The following is a 19,537-nucleotide window of genomic DNA, read 5'->3' on the forward strand; positions in this document are numbered from 1 at the left end:
CCCTCACAAGGAAAAAGGCATTCTTCCGCAAGCTGTTTCCTTTATAAAAAAATAAAGGAAGGGATTATCCCCACCTTTATTTTATACTTTTATATTAATATCATCAATACAATGTGTGCCTGTTGACTTATTCATATTTCTTTAAACATAATGTTGCGTTATGACCGCCAAAACCAAGAGAATTTGACAATGCATATTTTATGTCTGCTTTTCTGCCAACATTTGGTACACAGTCAATGTCACATTCAGGGTCCTGATTCTGCACGTTTATTGTAGGAGGCAAAAAACCTTCCTTGAGAGCCATTGCAGTAGCAACAGCCTCAATTGCACCGGCGGCACCCAGCAGGTGACCGGTCATTGATTTTGTAGAACTCATTGCAAGGTTCTTTGCATGCTCACCGAATACTCTCTTTACAATGTTTACTTCGGTAGGATCATTTAACGGTGTTGAAGTACCATGCGCATTGACATAACCAACTTGTTCGGGTTTTATGCCTGCATCCTTGATGGCCATGTTCATACTTTTTACACCGCCGTCTCCGTCAGGATGAGGAGCAGTAATATGGTAGGCATCACAGGTACAGCCATAACCGACTATTTCAGCTATAATATTGGCACCTCTTTTAAGAGCATGTTCCAATTCTTCTACAATAAGAATAGCTGAGCCTTCCCCGGGAATGAAGCCATCCCTGTCCTTGTCGAAAGGTCTGCATGCGGTGTTTGGATCAGGGTTCTTCGACATGGCTCCCATAGAACAGAAACCTGCAAAGCTCATTATTGTGATGCAAGCTTCAGCACCGCCTGTTATCATAACATCAGCATCACCGCGTTCAATTACCTTGAAAGCGTCTCCTATTGCATTGTTTCCAGTTGCACAGGCAGTGACGACACATTCGTTAAAACCTCTGAAGCCATACTCGATAGCTATTCTGCCCGCCGCCATGTTTGAAATCATCATGGGTATAAAGAATGGGCTTACTCTTCCAGGTCCTTTGTTAAGCATTACCGAATGCTGGTCTTCAAGGGTCTCCAGACCGCCGATACCTGAGCCTACTATTACACCGCATTTATCAAGGTCAAGGCTCTCCAGATCCAATTTTGAATTTTCTACGGCCATTTTTGCCGCAACCATTGCAAACTGGTTATATCTGTCCATTCTTCTGGCTTCTTTTTTGTCAATATATTGTGAAGCATCAAATTCTTTTATTTCGGCCGCAACTTTTGTTGAAAGGTTTGATACATCAATTCTTGTTACTTCGCTGATACCGTTTTTGCCTTCTTTAATGGCATCCCAGAATTGCTCTGCTCCCATTCCTAAAGAAGATACAACACCAGCACCTGTAATAACTACACGTCTGCTCATAAATTAAATTAACCTCCATATATTTTATTAATTTTAGAATTTACTTTAAGATCTATATAAACGTCCCGTGAACAACCGGACTAATTGACTGAATATATTATAGCATTATAGCAGAAAAACTTTATTGATGTGCTTTGAATAGGTTTGTCTTAAGCTGCCTATTATTAAAAAAAGTCCCGTATTGGGGTACTTTTTTAAGTATTCTTTTGAATGTATTCAACAGCATCACCAACTGTAGTGATCTTTTCTGCTTCATTGTCCGGAATCTCAAGGCTGAACTCTTCTTCAAGTGCCATGATAAGCTCAACTATATCAAGAGAATCCGCTCCGAGATCATCTATGAAAGAAGATTCCATTTGTATATCGTCTTCTTCAACGCCTAACTGCTCAACAATTAACTTTTTAACTTTCTCGAAAACCATATATTCACCTCCTTCCAAAGGATGGTTTTATAAATCGCCACTATTCCCCAGTATGCAAAGCCCGCATTTGATTATATAGTATGCAATTTTAATAAAATTTAGCCTGCCTGCTTGAATTTAACAAGCACACACATGCTAATATTATTACATAACAAGTCCACCGTCAATATCTATTACTTGTCCGGTAACATAACCTGCTTCGTCTGATGCGAGAAAAGCCACAACATTTGCAACATCTTCAGGTGTCCCAAACCTTCCGAGTGCAATTTTTTCAAGGTACTTCCGCTTCAGATCCTCAGGTAATATTTCCGTCATATCGCTTTCAATCAAACCGGGTGTAACGGCATTACAGGTTATTCCTCTCGGCGCCAGCTCTTTTGCAGCAGTCTTGGTCAAACCAAGCATACCGCCCTTCGAAGCCGAATAATTTGCCTGGCCTGGATTTCCATAAGCTCCGGCAACTGACGAAACATTTATAATTCTGCCATATCTCTTTTTAATCATTAACTTGGCAGCTGCTTTTGTACAAAGAAAACAACCTTTAAGATTAATATCCAGGACGGTGTCCCAATCATCCTCAGACATCATTGCCATTGGTTTATCCTTTGTTATCCCGGCATTGTTGACTAGAATATCAACGCCTCCAAAGCTCTCCACTGCTTTTGCCATCATGGCCTTCACATCATCTGCATTTCTTACATCTCCAACAACTACCGCCACCTTGATTCCCATTTCTTCAAGTTCAGAGGCTGTTTTAAGAACAGTATCAGATGTTCCTGTGAGGACCACATTAGCTCCCAATTTTCCAAGTTTCTCTGCAATAGCCCTCCCAAGTCCCCGTGAGGAACCTGTGATCACAGCAGTTTTTCCTTTGAATTGCATTTCTCTTACACCTCCAACATCAATAATTTCTTTAAGGCATACCGTTTGTGTGATTCCGGTACTATCTTATTAAAATTATTTTGATAATTCCTCTAAAGTTGCATTGAGGCTGTCAAGATTTTCAACATTGAGAACTTTTACATCCTTGTTTATTTTCTTTACAAAACCGCTGAGAACCTTTCCCGGTCCTATTTCAACAAAGGTGTCCACACCCTGCTCCAGCATGGTTTTTACACAATTCTCCCACAGAACAGAATTGCTTACCTGATTTATTAAAGTAGTTTTGACCTCATCCCTGTTTGTTACACATTGTGCCGTAACATTTACAACAACGGGTACCTTAATATCATTTAATGTGATTTTCTCCAGTTCTGCCGCAAGCTTTTCACCTGCCGGTTTCAACAGACTGCAGTGGAATGGCGCACTTACCGGCAGCATCATGGCCCGCTTTGCACCTTTTGCCTTGCAAAGCTCATTGGCTTTTTCCACCGCCGCAACTTCTCCGGCAATTGCCAGCTGGCCGGGGCAGTTAAAGTTTGCAGGTTCGCAAACGCCAACAGCAGATGCCTCCTTGCAGCTTTCAATTACAGAGTCATTGTCAAGGCCGATTATAGCCGACATTGCACCAACTCCCACAGGAACTGCTTCCTGCATAAACTTTCCTCTCTTTCTCACAAGAGCAACCGCATCTTTGAAGCTGATGGTACCTGCCGCAACATGAGCGGCATATTCGCCAAGGCTCAAGCCTGCAACAAAATCAGGTTTGATTCCTTTTTCAAGCAGTGGCTGCATACATGCCACACTTGTGGTAACGATAGTCGGCTGAGTATTTTCGGTAATTTTTAAAGTTTCATCATCACCGTTAAAAATCATTTCTTTTATATCAAATCCTAACGCCTCAGCAGCTTCATCGAATATTGCGTCAGCGCTCTTGTACTGAGCAGCAATATCTTTACCCATGCCTACATACTGAGCTCCCTGTCCGGGAAATATAAAAGCCAATTTGCCCATACAAACCTCCAAGTTAATATTATAAAATCAAATTATTTGGCCCATTTTAATGCTATGGAACCCCAGGTCAAACCGCCGCCAAAGCCGACTAATACCATATTGTCGCCTTTTTTGAACTTTCCTCCCCTGTTTGCTTCATCCATAGCAACCGGAATTGACGCAGATGATATATTCCCGTATTTTTGTATGACGTAATGCAGCTTTTCATCTGTAATACCCAGCTTTTTTATGGCCCCGTCAATAATCCTGGTATTTGCCTGGTGAGGGAAGATGTAATCCAGGTCTTCAACTGACATACTCACATCTTCAAGTACTTTTACGGTTGCTGAAGACATGGCTTTTACAGCAAATTTAAATACTTCAGTTCCATCCATCCAGATTGAATTGTATTTCTCATTCGGTCTTTTTTCTTTTTCAGCCTCAGTAAGGTAGAGATTTGGTATTGTTATATTCATACCTGCCGTACCATCTGATCCAAGATAGGAATTAAGTATTCCATGGCCTTCATCAACTTCTCCGAGAACTGCCGCACCGGCGCCGTCGCCAAAGAGCACACAGGTATTTCTGTCTTTCCAGTCCACAACCTTTGAAAGTCCTTCACAGCCGATGACAAGCGCCTGTTTGAAGATTCCGTTGGCAATAAACTGCTGGGCAGTTACCAGTCCGTATATAAAGCCCGTGCATGCGGCATTTAAATCAAAGGCCGTTGCATTGCGGGCTCCTATTGCACCCTGGATTATACATGCTATTGATGGGGTCATATAGTCAGGTGATTCTGTTGCCAGAATTATAAGATCTATGTCTTCTGCCTGTACATTTGCATTTTCCAATGCTTTTCTAGCCGCCTCAATTCCCAGCTTATAGGCAGGCTCGTCGTCTCTTAGAATCCTTCTTTCGGAAATTCCAGTTCTTTTGATAATCCACTCATGAGATGTCTCAACCATTTGCTCCAAATCACTGTTTGTGAGCACTTTTTCGGGTAAACAGCTTCCTGTCCCCAATATTCCTACGTTTTTAGTCGATATCGTCTTCAGAGGGCTTCACCTCCATGTTTTTGAATTGTTGATTAATTTCTTCTACAATGCCATATTTAATTAAAGGTATTGTTCTTTTCAAAATTGCAGTTCTGATTGTCTTTGCTTTTGAAGATCCATGACTTTTTATCACAAGTCCGTTTATCCCCAGAACAGGTGCGCCTGAGAGTTCATCGGCATCAAATTTGTTTTTGAAATCCTTGAAAAAAGGCTTTATCAGTAGATAGCATATTTTTGTCAGGAGATTTTTTGTAAATATTTTCTTCAGTTCCCTCAGGAAAAGATCACCGGCACCTTCATATAACTTCAGCGCAACATTTCCCACATATCCGTCACATACGGCAACGTCCACATCACCGCCGGGGATATCATTTCCTTCTATATTACCTGCAAAATTGACAGCTGATGAAGATAAGCTCCCAAAAGCCTGCTTTAAGGTATCATTTCCCTTTGCATCCTCAGAACCCACATTCAGCAGTCCAACTTTCGGGTTTTCAAGATTAAAAAGCAATTTCATATAAATTGAACCCATGATACCGAACTGCACATAGTTTACAGGTCTGCAAACCGTATTCATACCGGCATCAATTATCAGGCACATATCCTTTTTTGTGGGAACCAGCGCAGGCATTGTAGGCCTGTCAATGCCCTTCATTCTGCCCACTATGAGCAGAGCTCCCGCCATGAGGGCACCGGTATTTCCTGCCGACAGGAAAGCGTCACCTTTTTTTTCTTTTAAAAGCCTCAAGCCGACAACCATTGATGAATCTTTTTTACTTCTAATGGCTTTTGTGGGAGTGTCACTGCCGGTAATTACTTCTGCGGCATTTACTATTTCAATTCTGTCTCTGTTGTAATCCCTTTTACCTAACTTTTCCTCTATAATTTCCTGCATTCCGACTAATGTGATTTTAAAACCGTCCTGCCTATCCAAGGCTTCAATGCATCCGTCAATAACAGCATCCGGAGCATTATCGCCGCCCATAGCATCAACAATAATATTTATCATAATTTAAATATCCTCCAATTAATAAGGAACAAGTATGTAATAACCTCTTTTATTTGTTTCTATTAGTTATTAGTTATTACTTGCTTTGCTGTTCCTTTACAGTGCTTTTATCTATTGTGACCAGTATAAATTTACCTCTGAAGACTTCTACAGTTTTCTCATATATTTTTACCCAAACGATAAATCTATTCTTTCTGGAGTCTCTTACTTCAGCCTTTGCAACCAGCTTTGCACCAGAGTATACCGGTATCTTGTACTTTATGTTGGCTATTCCTACCAGTGCAACCTGTGCATCTATGACCGCTATGGCCAGAGTCTCTGCAAGTGAGTAAATATAGTGTCCTCTGACAATATGTGTTTTCTCAAAGGCCATCGTACTGTTTGTTTCCATAAGTGAAATGGCGCTCTGTCCCAGTTGTAGATCAATCAGCTCTCCGATAAATTCCCTGCCTTCAATAGATTTAAGCTTCTCCTGATTGGATTCGGCAACATGTTTAATTCTTTCTCTGAGCTCCGGAATACCAAGCTCCAGTCTATCCAATCTTATAGTCGGCACACTTACCTTAAAAAAATCAGCCAATTCTTCATCTGTTAAAAACGGGTCATACTTGATTTTTTCAAGTAGAATTTTCTGTCTCTGTTGTTTCTGTGAAGACGATCTGCTCACTAACAACCACACCCCTTATAATAATTATAATTATTACCAGATACTAATTGCTGATAACAAAATTATATATTAACTTTATTATTATTGCAACTATTTTCTAATAATATTACCTGAATTTACTACGTTCCATATAGTCCGGCACGTACAGAAAGATACTTTCCGGAGTTTCGGCCCATAAAAACAATAGCTTGTCCTGCAAGTCAGAAATCTGAAAGGAAGAATTTATTTATGACCTACACATAATATTATACAATAAATCTTCTTCCTATTCACAAAGTGATTTATATTTAATTTTATTTCCTTACCCTCTATTAACAACGTACAATACGTTTTTGAGTGGTGAATTGCCCTGCGGCTGCGTTGAAGCCGCTTGCAATACACAAAGCCTTTCTGCGCGTCTTTGCCTTGTCACAAGGCAAGGACGACAACAAAGAAAAGTGGCAAAATAGCCGGCGTGAGGCGTGTTGTACATTGTCAATAGAGAGTATGTTTGATTAAAAAAAAGGTGAGCTGTCCGGTATGGCCAACCGGGCAAAAAGGAATAGCCGCAAGTATTTACGGCTATGAATTGTGTCATATTAACTTACATTTCGTCGGGTTTTATTACTTTTATATTCTTTGCAAAAAAATCAATTCCCGAATAAATAGTTACAACTACAGCAATAAACATAAGATAAGCATCTATCTGAATATCTGTGAACAATGAAAACGGGAAATTATTTAACAATGCTACCGATACTGCTACAGTCTGACAAACCATTTTTATTTTTCCGGATTTATTGGCAGCAACCACCTGGCCTTCACCAGCAGCCACCAATCTCATCCCGGTTACAAGTAATTCTCTTGAAATTATTATCATGGCGGCCCAGCCTGTAACAACCTCTCTCTGTACCAGTGCTATCAACGCGGCAGTTATAAGCAATTTATCGGCTATGGGATCAAGAAATTTTCCAAAGGCGGTTACCATCTTGTGTTTTCTTGCTATATACCCGTCAACACCGTCGGTACTTGCTGCCAGAATGAACAGTGCGGCTGCCACATAAGTGCCGTAGCTGTTTATAAATTTATTGATTTCAAGCATCTCATTCCTGATAAAAGACAAAAGCGGAAGATTAACAGTGGCATCCGGTATTGGTATTACGAAAATCATGAACAGTGGAACTAAAGCTATTCTGGATATTGTTATTTTATTTGGTAAGTTCATTATAATCTCCCATCTACGCGCATAGCGCGTACGCAAATAGTAATGAAAAGCCGCTATGCGGGTTTTTGCTGCGTGAAAGGCACAAATGAATGCTCAAATATATTTTTCACGCTATGACCTCTCCTATCAAATCATAATCTTCTGAATTTAAAATTCTGGTTTCAACAAAACACCCGGTTTCCAATGGTTCAGGACTTGTAAAATACACTGTCCCATCAATTTCAGGAGCTTCTGCATAAGTTCGTCCATAATAGAATATACCATCATCGGCAATCCCGTCAACAATGGCTTTATAAACTTTCCCAATTCTTTTGGCATTTATTTCCTTGCTGATTGAATTTTGTAGTTCTAATATTGTTTTTTGCCGCTTTAGCTTGATATTTTTTCTTATTTGCCCTTTCATCCTGGCTGCAGGCGTTCCTTCTTCCTTTGAATAGGTGAATACACCCAGCCTGTCAAACCTGAATTCCCGGACAAAATCAGCCAGTTGCTGAAAATCCTCTTCTGTTTCCCCGGGAAAACCGACTATCAATGAAGTTCTTATTGAAATACCCTCTACCTTTTCCCTGAGCCCGGTAAGAGCATTTCTGATTTCGGCTATTGTTCCCCTTCTTCCCATCAGCTTCAATATCCTGTCAGAGGCATGCTGAACCGGAATATCCATGTATTTGCAAACCTTCGGATTTGAAGAGACCTCCTCTATCAATTCATCGTCAATTTCTTCCGGATAACAGTATAACAGTCTTATCCATTCAATTCCCTCGATCTTTGATAATTCCCTTATCAATTCTGGAAGCATTTTCCTACCATATATGTCAATGCCGTACCGTGTGGTATCCTGAGCCACAAGAATTAATTCCTTCGCACCGTTTTCCGCCAGAACTTTCGCCTCTTTGACAAGGGCTTCAATTTTTCTGCTTCTGTAATCTCCCCTTAAATATGGAATAATACAATAGGTACAACGGTTGTCACAGCCTTCGGATATCTTCAGATAAACCGAATGTCCGGAGAACGAAATAATCCTCTCCTCATCCAGATAGTCTGTTTCATTGAGTTTTCCGTAGGAAACGACTTTTTCGCCCTGATACGCCCTGTTTATTACCTCTGCTATTTCCTTATAATTACCTGTTCCCAAAACGGCATCCACTTCCGGTATCAGGTCAAGGATTTTTTCCCTGTATCTTTCGGCCATACAGCCGGTAACTATGAGAACCTCACAGCTGCGTTTCTTTTCCTCTGCCATCTCAAGGATAGTATTTATTGATTCCTGCTGGGCAGATTCTATAAAGCCGCAGGTGTTAACTATAAGTATGTCGGCATTCTCCTTATGGTTAACGATTTCGTAATCCGCATGTTTCAGCATACCCAGCATGATCTCGCTGTCCACCAGATTTTTCGGGCATCCTAAAGACACTATACCTATTTTTTTATTCACCAATTACACTCCTCAATTTTGTTTTATGTTATCTGCATCAAAAATTTACAACGAATTAAGCCATATGGTACAAAGAAGTCCTCAAATATTATTCTATAAAACAAGACTCTAGTAAAAATTATTTAATAATATTAATAACTTGTCAATGTTTATAGAAAAATTTATATTTTTAAAATTCTTTCCTTTACAGCTTATGGTACAATAAGATTGTATTTAATTCTACAAATTTGGTAATTCGTGATTATATTTTCAGAATATGAAACATGTGACGAAATGTGCACAACGGCAATTTATGTTTAAAAATTCAATCATCAGGTAGAAACTCACTGACAGCTTTTGATATCTGACTGTAGCTGAATCCCCTGCTCATTAGAAAAGTCTTCATTTTTTGAATGATTTTTTCATCAAAGCTGGTATACTTTGAATATCTTTTTCTTAAAAGTTGGAGGGCAACCTCCCCTTCATCAAGTTCAAACTCTTCAAGGGCACTGCTTATAATATCGTCCTTAATACCTTTCTGGCTCAATTCCATTGATAAGAGTTTGGCCGATTTCGGCTTAAGTTTTGATTTTTCAGATATGTATTTGCAGGCATAATTAAAGTCGTCTATATAGTTTATCTCCTTTAAACTGTCAATGACTTTTTCAATTGTGGTTTCTTCATACCCCATATCCGAAAGCTTTTGAGACACCTCATATGCTGTGCGAAGCTTCGTGGCAAGAAAACTGACCCCAGCACTCCTGGCAGCGGCATAAACTTCAGTGTCCAATAAATATTTTAAAACTTCTTCCGTAATGCTTTTACCTTCTTTCAGCTCAAGCAGCTCAATACGCTTTTTGGGTAAACTGAAAGTAATATTGTTATCAAGAATTACGGCAGCCATTGAGGAAACTTTTTCATTCTTCTCTATCCCAATTATTTTCATAAAAACCCCCTACCAATTCTAAAAGGCATACCGGACAAACAAAGCCTGATAAGCGGGCTCTAATCCGGTATGCCAAAATAATTTGTGATTTTTTAAAATTTAAATTAACACAATGTGCTAGTTAATTTAAATTTTGCTTTACGTGTGTGATTTTTTTATATCAAATGGTAACTTCCGCACTAACTTCATGAAATAAGAAGCCACCCAAAACAATTGCGAAAATTGCATCGCCTCATTTAAAGCGGTTTTGCCGTCGCTCAAACTCGACATCCTGTCTCGATTTGAAGCTCAAAGCAGCGTCCTGCTGCTTTGCCGACAAAATCGCTTTACCTTTGGCGGCAATTTTTTGCAATTATTTTTAACCGTGCCTCTTATTTCATGAAGTTGTCCTCGCGTACCATTTGATTTCAATTAAATCTATCTGTAAAGCAAAACAAAACTCCAATTAGCACAATAGGTTAATTATATTATCTGTAATGTCTTTTTTATTTAAATGGTTAATTAATCTTTTTTGAAATCATTTAAATGATCAGTCCAGTTCTTCCTCTTCAACTTCCTCCGCGGATTCTTTTACCACAGGTGCCACTGTCATATTGCTTCTGACCAGCTTTTCTATTTCCATACACATTGCGGGATTTTCCTTCAGATATTGCTTTGCGTTTTCTCTTCCCTGTCCGATACGCTGCCCGTTGTAGGAGAACCATGCACCGCTCTTGTTTACGATTTCACTGTTTACAGCTATGTCGAGGATACTGCCTTCCCTGGAAATACCTTCACCATAAACTATATCAAACTCCGCTTCTTTGAAGGGAGGTGCAATCTTATTTTTGACAACTTTCACCCTGGTCCTGTTTCCTACCACTTCATTGGCCTGCTTGATGGATTCTATTCTTCTTACGTCCAGACGTACCGAAGAGTAGAATTTTAAAGCTCGTCCTCCCGGAGTGGTCTCAGGGTTTCCGAACATAATACCTACCTTTTCACGAAGCTGATTTATAAATATGGATGTGGTCCTGGACTTGCTGATAACACCCGCCAGCTTTCTAAGTGCCTGGGACATAAGTCTGGCCTGCAGACCCACATGAGAATCACCCATCTCACCGTCGATTTCCGCTTTTGGCACAAGGGCTGCTACAGAGTCAACGACAATGACATCTATGGCTCCGCTTCGCACAAGAGCTTCTGTTATTTCCAGAGCCTGCTCTCCCGTATCGGGCTGTGAAACTATCAAATTATCTATATCAACCCCAAGTTTTTTTGCATAAACAGGATCAAGGGCATGCTCTGCATCAATAAATGCAGCCTCGCCGCCCGCCTTTTGCGCTTCGGCAATTATGTGCAAGGCTACGGTCGTCTTACCTGAAGATTCCGGTCCATATATCTCAACAATTCTCCCTCTGGGCACTCCGCCAACGCCAAGAGCAATATCCAGGCTTAAGGACCCTGTGGGAATAACTTCTACGTTCAAGTGTGCGCTCTCGCCCAATTTCATAACGGCGCCTTTGCCAAATTGTTTTTCTATCTGGCCAAGAGCCATTTCAAGTGCTTTTTTCTTTTCTAACATGGGGTGACCTCCTCACAATTATAGAACATTTGTTCTGTTTTTATTATATAGATTTTTATTAACTAAGTCAACTTAAAATTTTTATTTTTTCAGTATTCTGGCAAACCTTCCTGAAAGTTTGTTTTTAAATGCTACGGCTTCTTCAACCCTGAGCAGCATTGTAACGCCGAAATATACCAGGGCTCCCGCAACGATTTCGGTACCCAGCACCGCTATCTCGATAAGCTTGGAATGCATTGAATAGGTCTGTGTAAAGTCAACGGGCAGCAATTTATTTACGGTAAATATCACCGTCCCCATGACTATTGCGGCTTCCACAAGCTTGACAGAATAAACCGCAAGCCCTTTCCAATTCATCCCGTTCATTTTCCTTGACAATATGTACATCATCAAAGACATGTTCACCAGACTCTGAATGGAATATGAAAGTGACATGCCGGCAGGTCCCAGGTTTGCATTGAGGAAAATATAGCAAAGCGCAAAATTTAGTACTACTGAAACAATCCCGGCATAAAGCGGTGTTTTGGTATCATTATTTGCATAAAAAGCTCTGTTCAGAAGGGCAAGCATGGACTGGGCAAGCATGGCCGCCGTGAACAGCAGCAGGATGCTCCCTGCCATCACAATCCTTTCACTGCCGATGTTTGACGACCACTTGTAAACCACGCTGATCACAGGCTCGGGCATAACTATAAAAGCCATGGCAGACGGTATTATGAGATAGAGAATTGTTTTAAAGGCACCGTTTAGGATATTCTTGAATTCATCCACCTGCTTTAACGCCAGCTTTTCAGACAGAGTCGGCAAAAGTGCCGTACCCAGCCCCATTGCAAATATGCCGTAGGGCAGCTGCCAGATATCATTTGCATTGTAATACGCCGTAATGTTTCCTTCATGCTTGAACATGGATATAAAATTCAGAGAAATCAGAATATTCACCTGCACTATGGCAGATGCGGCCAGAGACGGTATTGCAAGTTTGAACAGCCTCCTGAAGCCGGTATGATTCCAGAACAGTTTTGGTCTGTAAAACTGGAAGTTCGGAAGTGCAAATGAAATCTGAATCAGGAAATACATTATGGCACTGGCCAGCACGCCAATTGCCACATACTTGACTCCGAACCGGCTGAGCACCAGTATGCTTAAGGCTGTTCCCAGGTTGTACAGCGACGGTCCGTAGGCCGCTGCCGCAAACCTCTGGTATGAATTCAGTACTCCGTTTGTCATCCCTGCCAGCATCATAAAACCCACCGAGGGGAATAGAATGCGCGTCAGCTGGATGGTCGTTTCCCTCACTTCGCCTTCAAGCCCCGATGCTGTCATGGAAACGACCCAGGGGGCAAAAATCACTCCCAGGGTGCTCACCGCCAGCATACTCAGAAATATGACATTTATAAAGGTCCCTACGGCTTTCCAGCCGTCTTCCTCCTCACCTCTGGCCAGATAGCCCGAAAGTATGGGGATCAATGCAGCAGATATTGCGCCGCCGATAAGCAGGTTGTACATCAGGTCGGTGGTCCTGAAAGCCGCCAGAAGTGAATCCGACTGGGACGCCGTAAGCAAATTGTTAATCAGTATGGTCCTCACATAACCGGTTATTCTGCTAACTACCAGGGAAGACATTACTATAATGGCGGCGGCTGTAATTTTTTTATTATTTGAGCTCAACGTAACCTCCTAAGCCATAGCCATGCTATGGCTTTGAGCCGTACAGCGGTCATTTGTCCCTTAATAAAAGGGCCTGCCCCCGTATCCCTATAGCGGATAAAGGAGATTAACCGGCCATGCGGCACTAGTTTTTCTTTTGTATTATTCCTTGTCGCCGGTGTCAATTTCAAGACCGGAAACATGCCTTCTTATCATGTCAAAAACATGCAGGGCAGTGATAGTTCTGATTCTCTTCCTGTTTCCAAGCAGCCGGAGTTCTTTTGTAACTGTGCCTTTTTCGGAGGAAAGACCGATATACACCAGGCCTACCGGCTTATCGGGCGTGCCTCCGTCCGGGCCTGCTATGCCGGTAACAGCCACTCCGATGTCGGTCTTTAATCTGCTTCTGACCCCGGCGGCCATCTCCGCTGCTGTCTGGCGGCTCACAGCACCATATTGCAGCAGGGTGTCTCTTCTCACTCCAAGGTATTCTTCTTTTGCATCATTTGAGTAAGTTACCGCACCGCCCATAAATACACTTGATATTCCAGGTATGTTGGTCAGCATTTGGGAAATGAGGCCTCCGGTACAGGATTCAGCTGTTGCCAGGGTAAGTTTGTGCCCGGATAAAAGCTCTGCCGCCACCTGGTCAAGAGTACGGTCTTCTTCCGAATACAGACTGTCACCGGTTCTTTTCCTTATTTCCTCAATTACCGGGCCAAGCAGCTTTTCAGCATCCTTCCCCTGTTCAACCCTGGCAGATACTCTTATGGTTACTTCCCCCTCCTTGGCATAGGTCGCTATGGTAGGGTTTGTCTGCCCTTCGATCAGATCCAGGATTTTTGTCTCCATGGCCGATTCGCCTATCCCAAACACTCTCAGGAACTTCGATTCTATGGCATAGCTGCTTCTCTCCCTGAAATAGGGAAATACAGAGTCGTCAAACATCGGCTTCATTTCGGACGGAGGGCCTGGCAGCATGACGATCACCTTTCCCCCCTGCTCTATTATACAGCCCGGAGCTGTGCCGTTATTATTTTTGAGTATCGTGCAGTTCTCGGGCATATACGCCTGCTTTTCATTATTATGTGTCATTTCCCTGCCGATTTTTTTAAAAAATGCTTTGATGGCATCAAGGCTTTCCTGATGGAGTACCAGCCTTCTGCCGCAGACCTCTGAAATGGTTTCCTTTGTCAGATCATCCTGGGTGGGGCCAAGGCCTCCCGTCGTTATTACCACATCACATCTCTTCAAGGCAAGTTCAAGGCTTTCTCTCAATCTTTCGGGATTGTCTCCAACCACACTATGATAATAAACACTGATGCCCACATCCGGCAGCTTTGAAGACAGGTACTGTGCATTTGTATTTACAATCTGCCCCATGAGCAGTTCGGTTCCAACAGCTAATATTTCTGCTTTCAACTACAGTCATCTCCTTATGGTTTTTGGTACACAACAAATTAGAACTAATTATTATTTCTTTAAATATTATACCAACCTGTTGGCAAAAAGTAAGCTGTTAATGAATAAAAAGATTAAACGGAAGATAAATGAGATAAAGCTGAAACCGGGAAGGAAATTTTACGAGTTCGAATTGATCAATACTGAAACGTATTGTATAAATTATACCATATAATCCATAAAATACAATAATATTTTACTTTTCGGCAATAGATTCCTGCTACTATCATATTTTACCAATCCGTTATATAATAGTTCTATAGTTCTTAAACTTTAAAATTATCTTTCGGGAGGAATTTTCATGAAAGCTTTATTTATCGGTGGTACAGGTACAATCAGCACTGCTATTTCAAGTTCTCTGGTCCGGCAGGGCTGGGAATTATATTTATTAAATCGTGGAAATAATACGGACCGTGTTCCTGAGGGTGCAAAGGTCATCAAGGCCGACATAAATGATGAAGCAAAGGCGGCAGACCTTATAAAAGACCTTGATTTCGACGTTGTTGCTGATTTTATTGCTTTTGTACCTTCCCAGGTTGAACGTGATATAAGACTTTTTTCAGGCAAGACCAGGCAGTATATATTCATCAGTTCGGCTTCGGCATACCAGAAGCCTCTTTCAGACTACAGAATAACCGAATCCACCCCCCTGTCGAATCCATATTGGGAATACTCAAGAAATAAAATTGCATGTGAGGAACTGCTTGTTTCCGAGTACCGTAAAAATGGGTTTCCCGTCACCATTGTCCGTCCAAGCCACACTTATGACGACCGCAGCATACCTCTTGGGGTGCACGGCGACAAGGGAAGCTGGCAGGTAGCCAAACGGATGCTGGAAAACAAACCTGTAATAATCCATGGTGACGGTACTTCCCTGTGGACTCTCACTCACAACAGTGATTTTGCAAAAGGTTTTATAGGCCTGATGGGAAATATTCATGCTGTAGGCGAGGCTGTGAACATAACCTCTGACGAAAGTCTGACCTGGAATCAGATTTATGCGATCATAGCTGCGGCATTGGGTGTCAAGCTCAATGCGGTACACATTCCGTCAGATTATCTTGCTGCCTGCAGCAATTATGATTTTACAGGTTCTCTCATAGGCGACAAGGCAAATACCGTAGTATTCGACAACTCAAAGCTGAAAAGGCTTGTGCCCGGTTTCAATGCAACGGTCCGCTTTGACCAGGGGATAAAAATAATTCTGGACAAGGTCCTGTCAAATCCCGAACTGCAAAAGGCAGACCCTGAGTTTGACTCCTGGTGTGACAGGGTTATAGAAAATTATCGCGGCTCCATAAAGAAGTTTTAAAGCTCGTGTCCAGTTAAAATGGATCTTCAACTTTTCAGGCAAATAAAGATGATTATACTGGTACGCGAGTACAACTTCAAGCAATGGATAGCACGGCAAAAATGCTTATTGTGAATCGTACTATTTCAAGTAAGCGCTTTGTGTGCAATCCATTGCTTGAGTTAGTATGGAAGCACCAGTATGATCAGTAACAATTTTACAGCAAATTGATTACTTATCCTGCACAACATGTTAACCCGGCTTTTATTTGAAGGCAGGCCGGACGGGGTCAAGTATTTTTCCGGCGTCAAACAGCTCCTTCATACATTCAGGTTTATGAAACATTTTGTATCCGTCAAGATCAATTCTCTCCATATATGCATTATCTTTGTATAATATGTAATCAGGTGCAGGCCCCACACCACAGTATACATTAAAGCCCTGGCTGACTATGTAACGCATCCTGGCATCGTTCTGTTTGAAGGTTGCTCCAAACGGGGATATGTATAAATTGGTTTCACCCACAAGGCTCCCTACTTCATCCCTCCACCGTTTTGTATCATATTTAAGAAAATCAAGTGTGATAGTGCCTTCGGAAAAGGTTCTCCTATGGGTATAGCTGTGGCTTGCAAAAGCCCAGCCCGTCTCTTTAAGTTTTTCTATAACAGGCAGCACGCTTTCCTTCTCTGTCTGCCAGGAGGAATTGTCGTGATTGGTCCTGTAGCCCAGTATTCCTTCGTAGCCTGTCAATGCCAGGGTGCCCTTTGCGCCCTTAAATGAGAAATCGGGGTTTTGATCGGCAAAATTATTTAAAATAGGGACCACATCTCCATCGGGTGAAATTATTTCATTTCCCTGTGGGGTTTTCACAAGTGAAGCCAGCTTTCCCTGCTGATCAACTACCAGTTTCTTTGCAAAGCCGTCATTCTCCATATATTTGTAATAGCTCATATCATCCACTGAAATAATCAAAGGCTTCTGCCCTTCAGGGAGAAAAATATCCTGCTTTTGCATTTTTCCGGAGGAATCCATCTTGAACATATCTCTCAGGTCGACCAGTGTATAACCCCTGTCATACATTTCCTGTATCATCATTTTAAATTCCTTTACAGTGGTCATCCAGTAGTTATACCCCTGTTCCATGGAGTCACCGGTAAAGCACAGCTCGGGATAAACTATCAGGCTGTGAAAAAACACGTGATATACGGGGCCTTTATAAATGACCGTCTGCTTTTCCAGGTTGTCCGCCCTGTCTTTTACGGCTGAAAGCTCCTTATCATCGGGATATTCCTCCAGAGGCTTTTCCAATAGCAGACCTGCCTGCTTATAATGGGTCTGCTCAATCAGCTTTTCAGCATCCGATATAATGGCATTTTTAATAGTCGCATCGGCTGGGCCGCTCTTATTGTCCTTTGGTGAAATTCCATCCACCCTGGAGTTTGCCATCCCATTATCGGCTATGGACGTTTCTGCCGTCCCTCCTGAGGACAAAGCTCCCGAAACTGCCGCCGTCTTTGTAAAGGTAGATAGAAAAAGGAAACCTATACAGATTATAATAAGAATTATGGAAATGGACCCCAGAACCAGGATAAAAGTAAATTTTTTACTCATTTTGATTTTCTCCCAATATATAACATTTTTTATTAAAAAGCCCCATAAATCCATATTATAATAAATAATAAAAAAAAGCCAGAGGATACATCCTCCGACTTCTTTACAATATTGTAACCTTTACATTTACATGCAATATACCTGCTGGCTTGGTATTATGGATATGTCACAGCTTGCCAGGGTCTTTACGGCCTCGTCAGGATTTTCAACCCTCAGTATGACAAAAGCTTCATTTCCTGTTTTACCCACAAAAGCATACATATATTCAATGCTTATATTGTTCACATGGAGAATATCCAGGGCTTTCGCCAGGCCTCCGGGCTTATCCTCCACACCGATTGCAATTACACTTGTGCAGCTTACCGTAAACTGGTCGTCGCTTAATATTTTTTCTGCTTCCTCGGGTTTGTTGACTATCAGCCTTAGAATACCAAAATCAGTGGTATCGGCAATTGAAAGAGCACAAATATTAATATGATTATCAGCCAGGGTTCTGGTTACATCCGCCAAGCGGCCGGACTTGTTTTCCAGAAATACAGATATCTGTTTTACCAGCATGTTACAGGCCTCCTTTTTTATTATCATATTCAAAAGTCTTTACATTAAAGACCTTTTTGTATTATAGAGTTACAGTTTATAATACCCTCTTGTCAATTACTCTCTTGGCCTTGCCTTCACTGCGCTGGATGGATTTAGGCTCCACCAGCTTTATCTTTGCGCTGATTCCAAGAGTACTTTCAATCTCTTTCCTGATCTTTCTTTCAATATCCTCCAGCTTTTTAACTTCGTCCGAAAACAGCTGAGGAGTTATTTCAACCTGTATTTCAAGTGTATCAAGATTGTCCTTTCTGTCAACTATCAGCATGTAGTGCGGTGCAGTTTCGCCTATTGACAGCAGAACACTTTCAACCTGCGAAGGGAATACGTTTACACCCCTTATGATCAACATGTCATCTGTTCTTCCGGTCACCTTGTTCATTCTGGTCTCTGTACGGCCGCACTTGCAGGGTGCATAATTCAAGGAGGAAAGATCTCTTGTCCTGTATCTTATCAGCGGCAGGCCCTCCTTGGTAATAGTTGTAAATACAATTTCACCCTGCGTTCCTTCGGGCAGTACCTCTCCCGTTTCAGGATCAATTATCTCAGGGATAAAATGGTCTTCCGGAATGTGCATGCCGCACTGGTATTCGCACTCACAGGCCACACCGGGACCTATTACCTCGCTCAGCCCGTATATGTCAAAAGCTTTGATATTAAGTCTTTGTTCAATTTCCTTCCTCATGCTTTCAGACCAGGGCTCGGCGCCGAAAATACCCGCTTTGAGCTTGAGTTCCTCAGGTTTGATGCCAAGTTCCTGCATCTCTTCGGCCAGATATAAAGCATATGATGGAGTACATGCAATATGGGTTGTCCCGAAATCCTGCATGAGGGACAGCTGGAGTTTTGTGTTGCCGGAGGAAGTTGGAATTACCGTGGCTCCCAGATATTCACCGCCGTAGTGGGCGCCCAGACCTCCTGTAAACAGGCCATAGCCGTAGGAAACCTGCAAAAAGGAATCCTTCCCTGCTCCGGCGCCTGCAAAGGTACGGGCCATAACCTCGGCCCAAACCTCAATATCATTTTTTGTATAACCTACCACCGTCTTCTTGCCGGTGGTACCGGAGGAAGCATGAACTCTGACAATCTCATTCATGGGTGCTGCAAATAATCCAAACGGGTATGTATCTCTCAAATCCTGTTTATAAGTGAAAGGCAAATGCTTCAAGTCGTCCACCGACTTGATATCTCCGGGCAAAATACCTTTTTCATCCATCTTTTTCCTGTAGTGCGGTACATTGTCATACACCCTGTTAACTGTTTTTATGAGCCGTTCGGTCTGAACTTTTCTCATTTCGTCTCTGGACATACATTCGTATTTCTCGTTCCAATAAGACATAATACAATCCCTCCAAGATTCAGATATTTAGTTTAAGGCATGGCAAATGCAAAGCATTTATCAATACCTCTTTAT

17 protein-coding genes are annotated in these 19,537 nt (G+C 41.8%); 1 reads left to right on the top strand and 16 read right to left on the bottom strand.

Going from position 1 to position 19,537, the window contains the following annotated elements; all coding sequences use genetic code 11:
* Positions 1–127: 127 nt before the first annotated feature.
* The 13 genes from fabF to CTER_RS11930 all read right to left on the bottom strand — a co-directional run bounded on the left by fabF (position 128) and on the right by CTER_RS11930 (position 14,585).
* Entirely contained in the window at positions 128–1,363 is a 1,236-nt protein-coding gene (gene fabF, locus CTER_RS11870; RefSeq protein WP_004625790.1) for a beta-ketoacyl-ACP synthase II, read from the bottom strand.
* Between the two features lie 194 nt (positions 1,364–1,557).
* Positions 1,558–1,785: an acyl carrier protein gene (gene acpP / locus CTER_RS11875; RefSeq protein ID WP_004625729.1), complete on the bottom strand. Its 228-nt coding sequence runs from the start codon at positions 1,783–1,785 to the stop codon at positions 1,558–1,560.
* A 144-nt stretch (positions 1,786–1,929) separates the two neighbouring features.
* The gene (gene fabG, locus CTER_RS11880) at positions 1,930–2,667 is read right to left on the bottom strand and encodes a 3-oxoacyl-[acyl-carrier-protein] reductase (protein WP_004625893.1); all 738 of its coding nucleotides are present in this window, start codon (positions 2,665–2,667) and stop codon (positions 1,930–1,932) included.
* A 75-nt stretch (positions 2,668–2,742) separates the two neighbouring features.
* A complete protein-coding gene (gene fabD / locus CTER_RS11885) occupies positions 2,743–3,678 on the bottom strand; it encodes an ACP S-malonyltransferase (protein ID WP_004625721.1) in 936 nt (311 codons plus the stop codon).
* 32 nt (positions 3,679–3,710) lie between these two features.
* Positions 3,711–4,712, bottom strand: a complete 1,002-nt coding sequence (locus CTER_RS11890) for a beta-ketoacyl-ACP synthase III (RefSeq protein ID WP_004625770.1) — start codon at positions 4,710–4,712, stop codon at positions 3,711–3,713.
* Complete coding sequence (plsX, locus tag CTER_RS11895; RefSeq protein ID WP_004625738.1) at positions 4,693–5,721, bottom strand: phosphate acyltransferase PlsX; 1,029 nt, start codon at positions 5,719–5,721, stop codon at positions 4,693–4,695. The genes CTER_RS11890 and plsX overlap by 20 nt, the downstream gene beginning before the upstream one ends.
* Positions 5,722–5,797: 76 nt before the next feature.
* The gene (gene fapR, locus CTER_RS11900; protein WP_040761007.1) at positions 5,798–6,388 is read right to left on the bottom strand and encodes a transcription factor FapR; all 591 of its coding nucleotides are present in this window, start codon (positions 6,386–6,388) and stop codon (positions 5,798–5,800) included.
* Between the two features lie 583 nt (positions 6,389–6,971).
* Complete coding sequence (pgsA, locus tag CTER_RS11905) at positions 6,972–7,592, bottom strand: CDP-diacylglycerol--glycerol-3-phosphate 3-phosphatidyltransferase (RefSeq protein WP_004625742.1); 621 nt, start codon at positions 7,590–7,592, stop codon at positions 6,972–6,974.
* Positions 7,593–7,698: 106 nt separating this feature from the next.
* Positions 7,699–9,027 (bottom strand): 30S ribosomal protein S12 methylthiotransferase RimO, encoded by a 1,329-nt coding sequence (gene rimO, locus CTER_RS11910; RefSeq protein WP_004625864.1) that lies wholly within the window; start codon positions 9,025–9,027, stop codon positions 7,699–7,701.
* A gap of 304 nt (positions 9,028–9,331) precedes the next feature.
* Entirely contained in the window at positions 9,332–9,952 is a 621-nt protein-coding gene (locus CTER_RS11915) for a regulatory protein RecX (RefSeq protein WP_004625759.1), read from the bottom strand.
* A 529-nt stretch (positions 9,953–10,481) separates the two neighbouring features.
* The gene (gene recA / locus CTER_RS11920; RefSeq protein ID WP_004625803.1) at positions 10,482–11,516 is read right to left on the bottom strand and encodes a recombinase RecA; all 1,035 of its coding nucleotides are present in this window, start codon (positions 11,514–11,516) and stop codon (positions 10,482–10,484) included.
* Between the two features lie 81 nt (positions 11,517–11,597).
* Positions 11,598–13,184, bottom strand: coding sequence for a murein biosynthesis integral membrane protein MurJ (gene murJ, locus CTER_RS11925; RefSeq protein WP_004625800.1), 1,587 nt, complete (start codon positions 13,182–13,184; stop codon positions 11,598–11,600).
* A gap of 141 nt (positions 13,185–13,325) precedes the next feature.
* Positions 13,326–14,585: a competence/damage-inducible protein A gene (locus CTER_RS11930; protein WP_004625858.1), complete on the bottom strand. Its 1,260-nt coding sequence runs from the start codon at positions 14,583–14,585 to the stop codon at positions 13,326–13,328.
* 340 nt (positions 14,586–14,925) lie between these two features.
* Here CTER_RS11930 and CTER_RS11935 point away from each other — a divergent pair, with 340 nt between their 5' ends.
* A complete protein-coding gene (locus CTER_RS11935) occupies positions 14,926–15,936 on the top strand; it encodes an SDR family oxidoreductase (RefSeq protein WP_004625755.1) in 1,011 nt (336 codons plus the stop codon).
* Between the two features lie 243 nt (positions 15,937–16,179).
* On the opposite strand, the gene CTER_RS11940 is transcribed toward CTER_RS11935, so the two are convergent.
* The 3 genes from CTER_RS11940 to CTER_RS11950 form a co-directional block, all read right to left on the bottom strand.
* Complete coding sequence (locus tag CTER_RS11940; protein WP_004625892.1) at positions 16,180–17,526, bottom strand: polysaccharide deacetylase family protein; 1,347 nt, start codon at positions 17,524–17,526, stop codon at positions 16,180–16,182.
* 126 nt (positions 17,527–17,652) lie between these two features.
* Positions 17,653–18,084 (bottom strand): ACT domain-containing protein, encoded by a 432-nt coding sequence (locus CTER_RS11945; protein WP_004625728.1) that lies wholly within the window; start codon positions 18,082–18,084, stop codon positions 17,653–17,655.
* 76 nt (positions 18,085–18,160) lie between these two features.
* Positions 18,161–19,462: a phenylacetate--CoA ligase family protein gene (locus tag CTER_RS11950; protein ID WP_004625852.1), complete on the bottom strand. Its 1,302-nt coding sequence runs from the start codon at positions 19,460–19,462 to the stop codon at positions 18,161–18,163.
* Positions 19,463–19,537: the final 75 nt, after the last annotated feature.

It is taken from the genome of Ruminiclostridium cellobioparum subsp. termitidis CT1112 (assembly GCF_000350485.1).
GTDB lineage: Bacteria > Bacillota > Clostridia > Acetivibrionales > DSM-1351 > Ruminiclostridium > Ruminiclostridium termitidis.

Excerpts from the sequence above, each read along its gene's own strand:
- fabF (WP_004625790.1), bottom strand. The coding sequence starts at position 1,363 with ATGAGCAGACGTGTAGTTATTACAGGTGCTGGTGTTGTATCTTCTTTA.
- acpP (WP_004625729.1), bottom strand. The coding sequence starts at position 1,785 with ATGGTTTTCGAGAAAGTTAAAAAGTTAATTGTTGAGCAGTTAGGCGTT.
- fabG (WP_004625893.1), bottom strand. The coding sequence starts at position 2,667 with ATGCAATTCAAAGGAAAAACTGCTGTGATCACAGGTTCCTCACGGGGA.
- fabD (WP_004625721.1), bottom strand. The coding sequence starts at position 3,678 with ATGGGCAAATTGGCTTTTATATTTCCCGGACAGGGAGCTCAGTATGTA.
- plsX (WP_004625738.1), bottom strand. The coding sequence starts at position 5,721 with ATGATAAATATTATTGTTGATGCTATGGGCGGCGATAATGCTCCGGAT.
- pgsA (WP_004625742.1), bottom strand. The coding sequence starts at position 7,592 with ATGAACTTACCAAATAAAATAACAATATCCAGAATAGCTTTAGTTCCA.
- CTER_RS11915 (WP_004625759.1), bottom strand. The coding sequence starts at position 9,952 with ATGAAAATAATTGGGATAGAGAAGAATGAAAAAGTTTCCTCAATGGCT.
- recA (WP_004625803.1), bottom strand. The coding sequence starts at position 11,516 with ATGTTAGAAAAGAAAAAAGCACTTGAAATGGCTCTTGGCCAGATAGAA.
- CTER_RS11935 (WP_004625755.1), top strand. The coding sequence starts at position 14,926 with ATGAAAGCTTTATTTATCGGTGGTACAGGTACAATCAGCACTGCTATT.
- CTER_RS11940 (WP_004625892.1), bottom strand. The coding sequence starts at position 17,526 with ATGAGTAAAAAATTTACTTTTATCCTGGTTCTGGGGTCCATTTCCATA.
- CTER_RS11945 (WP_004625728.1), bottom strand. The coding sequence starts at position 18,084 with ATGCTGGTAAAACAGATATCTGTATTTCTGGAAAACAAGTCCGGCCGC.
- CTER_RS11950 (WP_004625852.1), bottom strand. The coding sequence starts at position 19,462 with ATGTCTTATTGGAACGAGAAATACGAATGTATGTCCAGAGACGAAATG.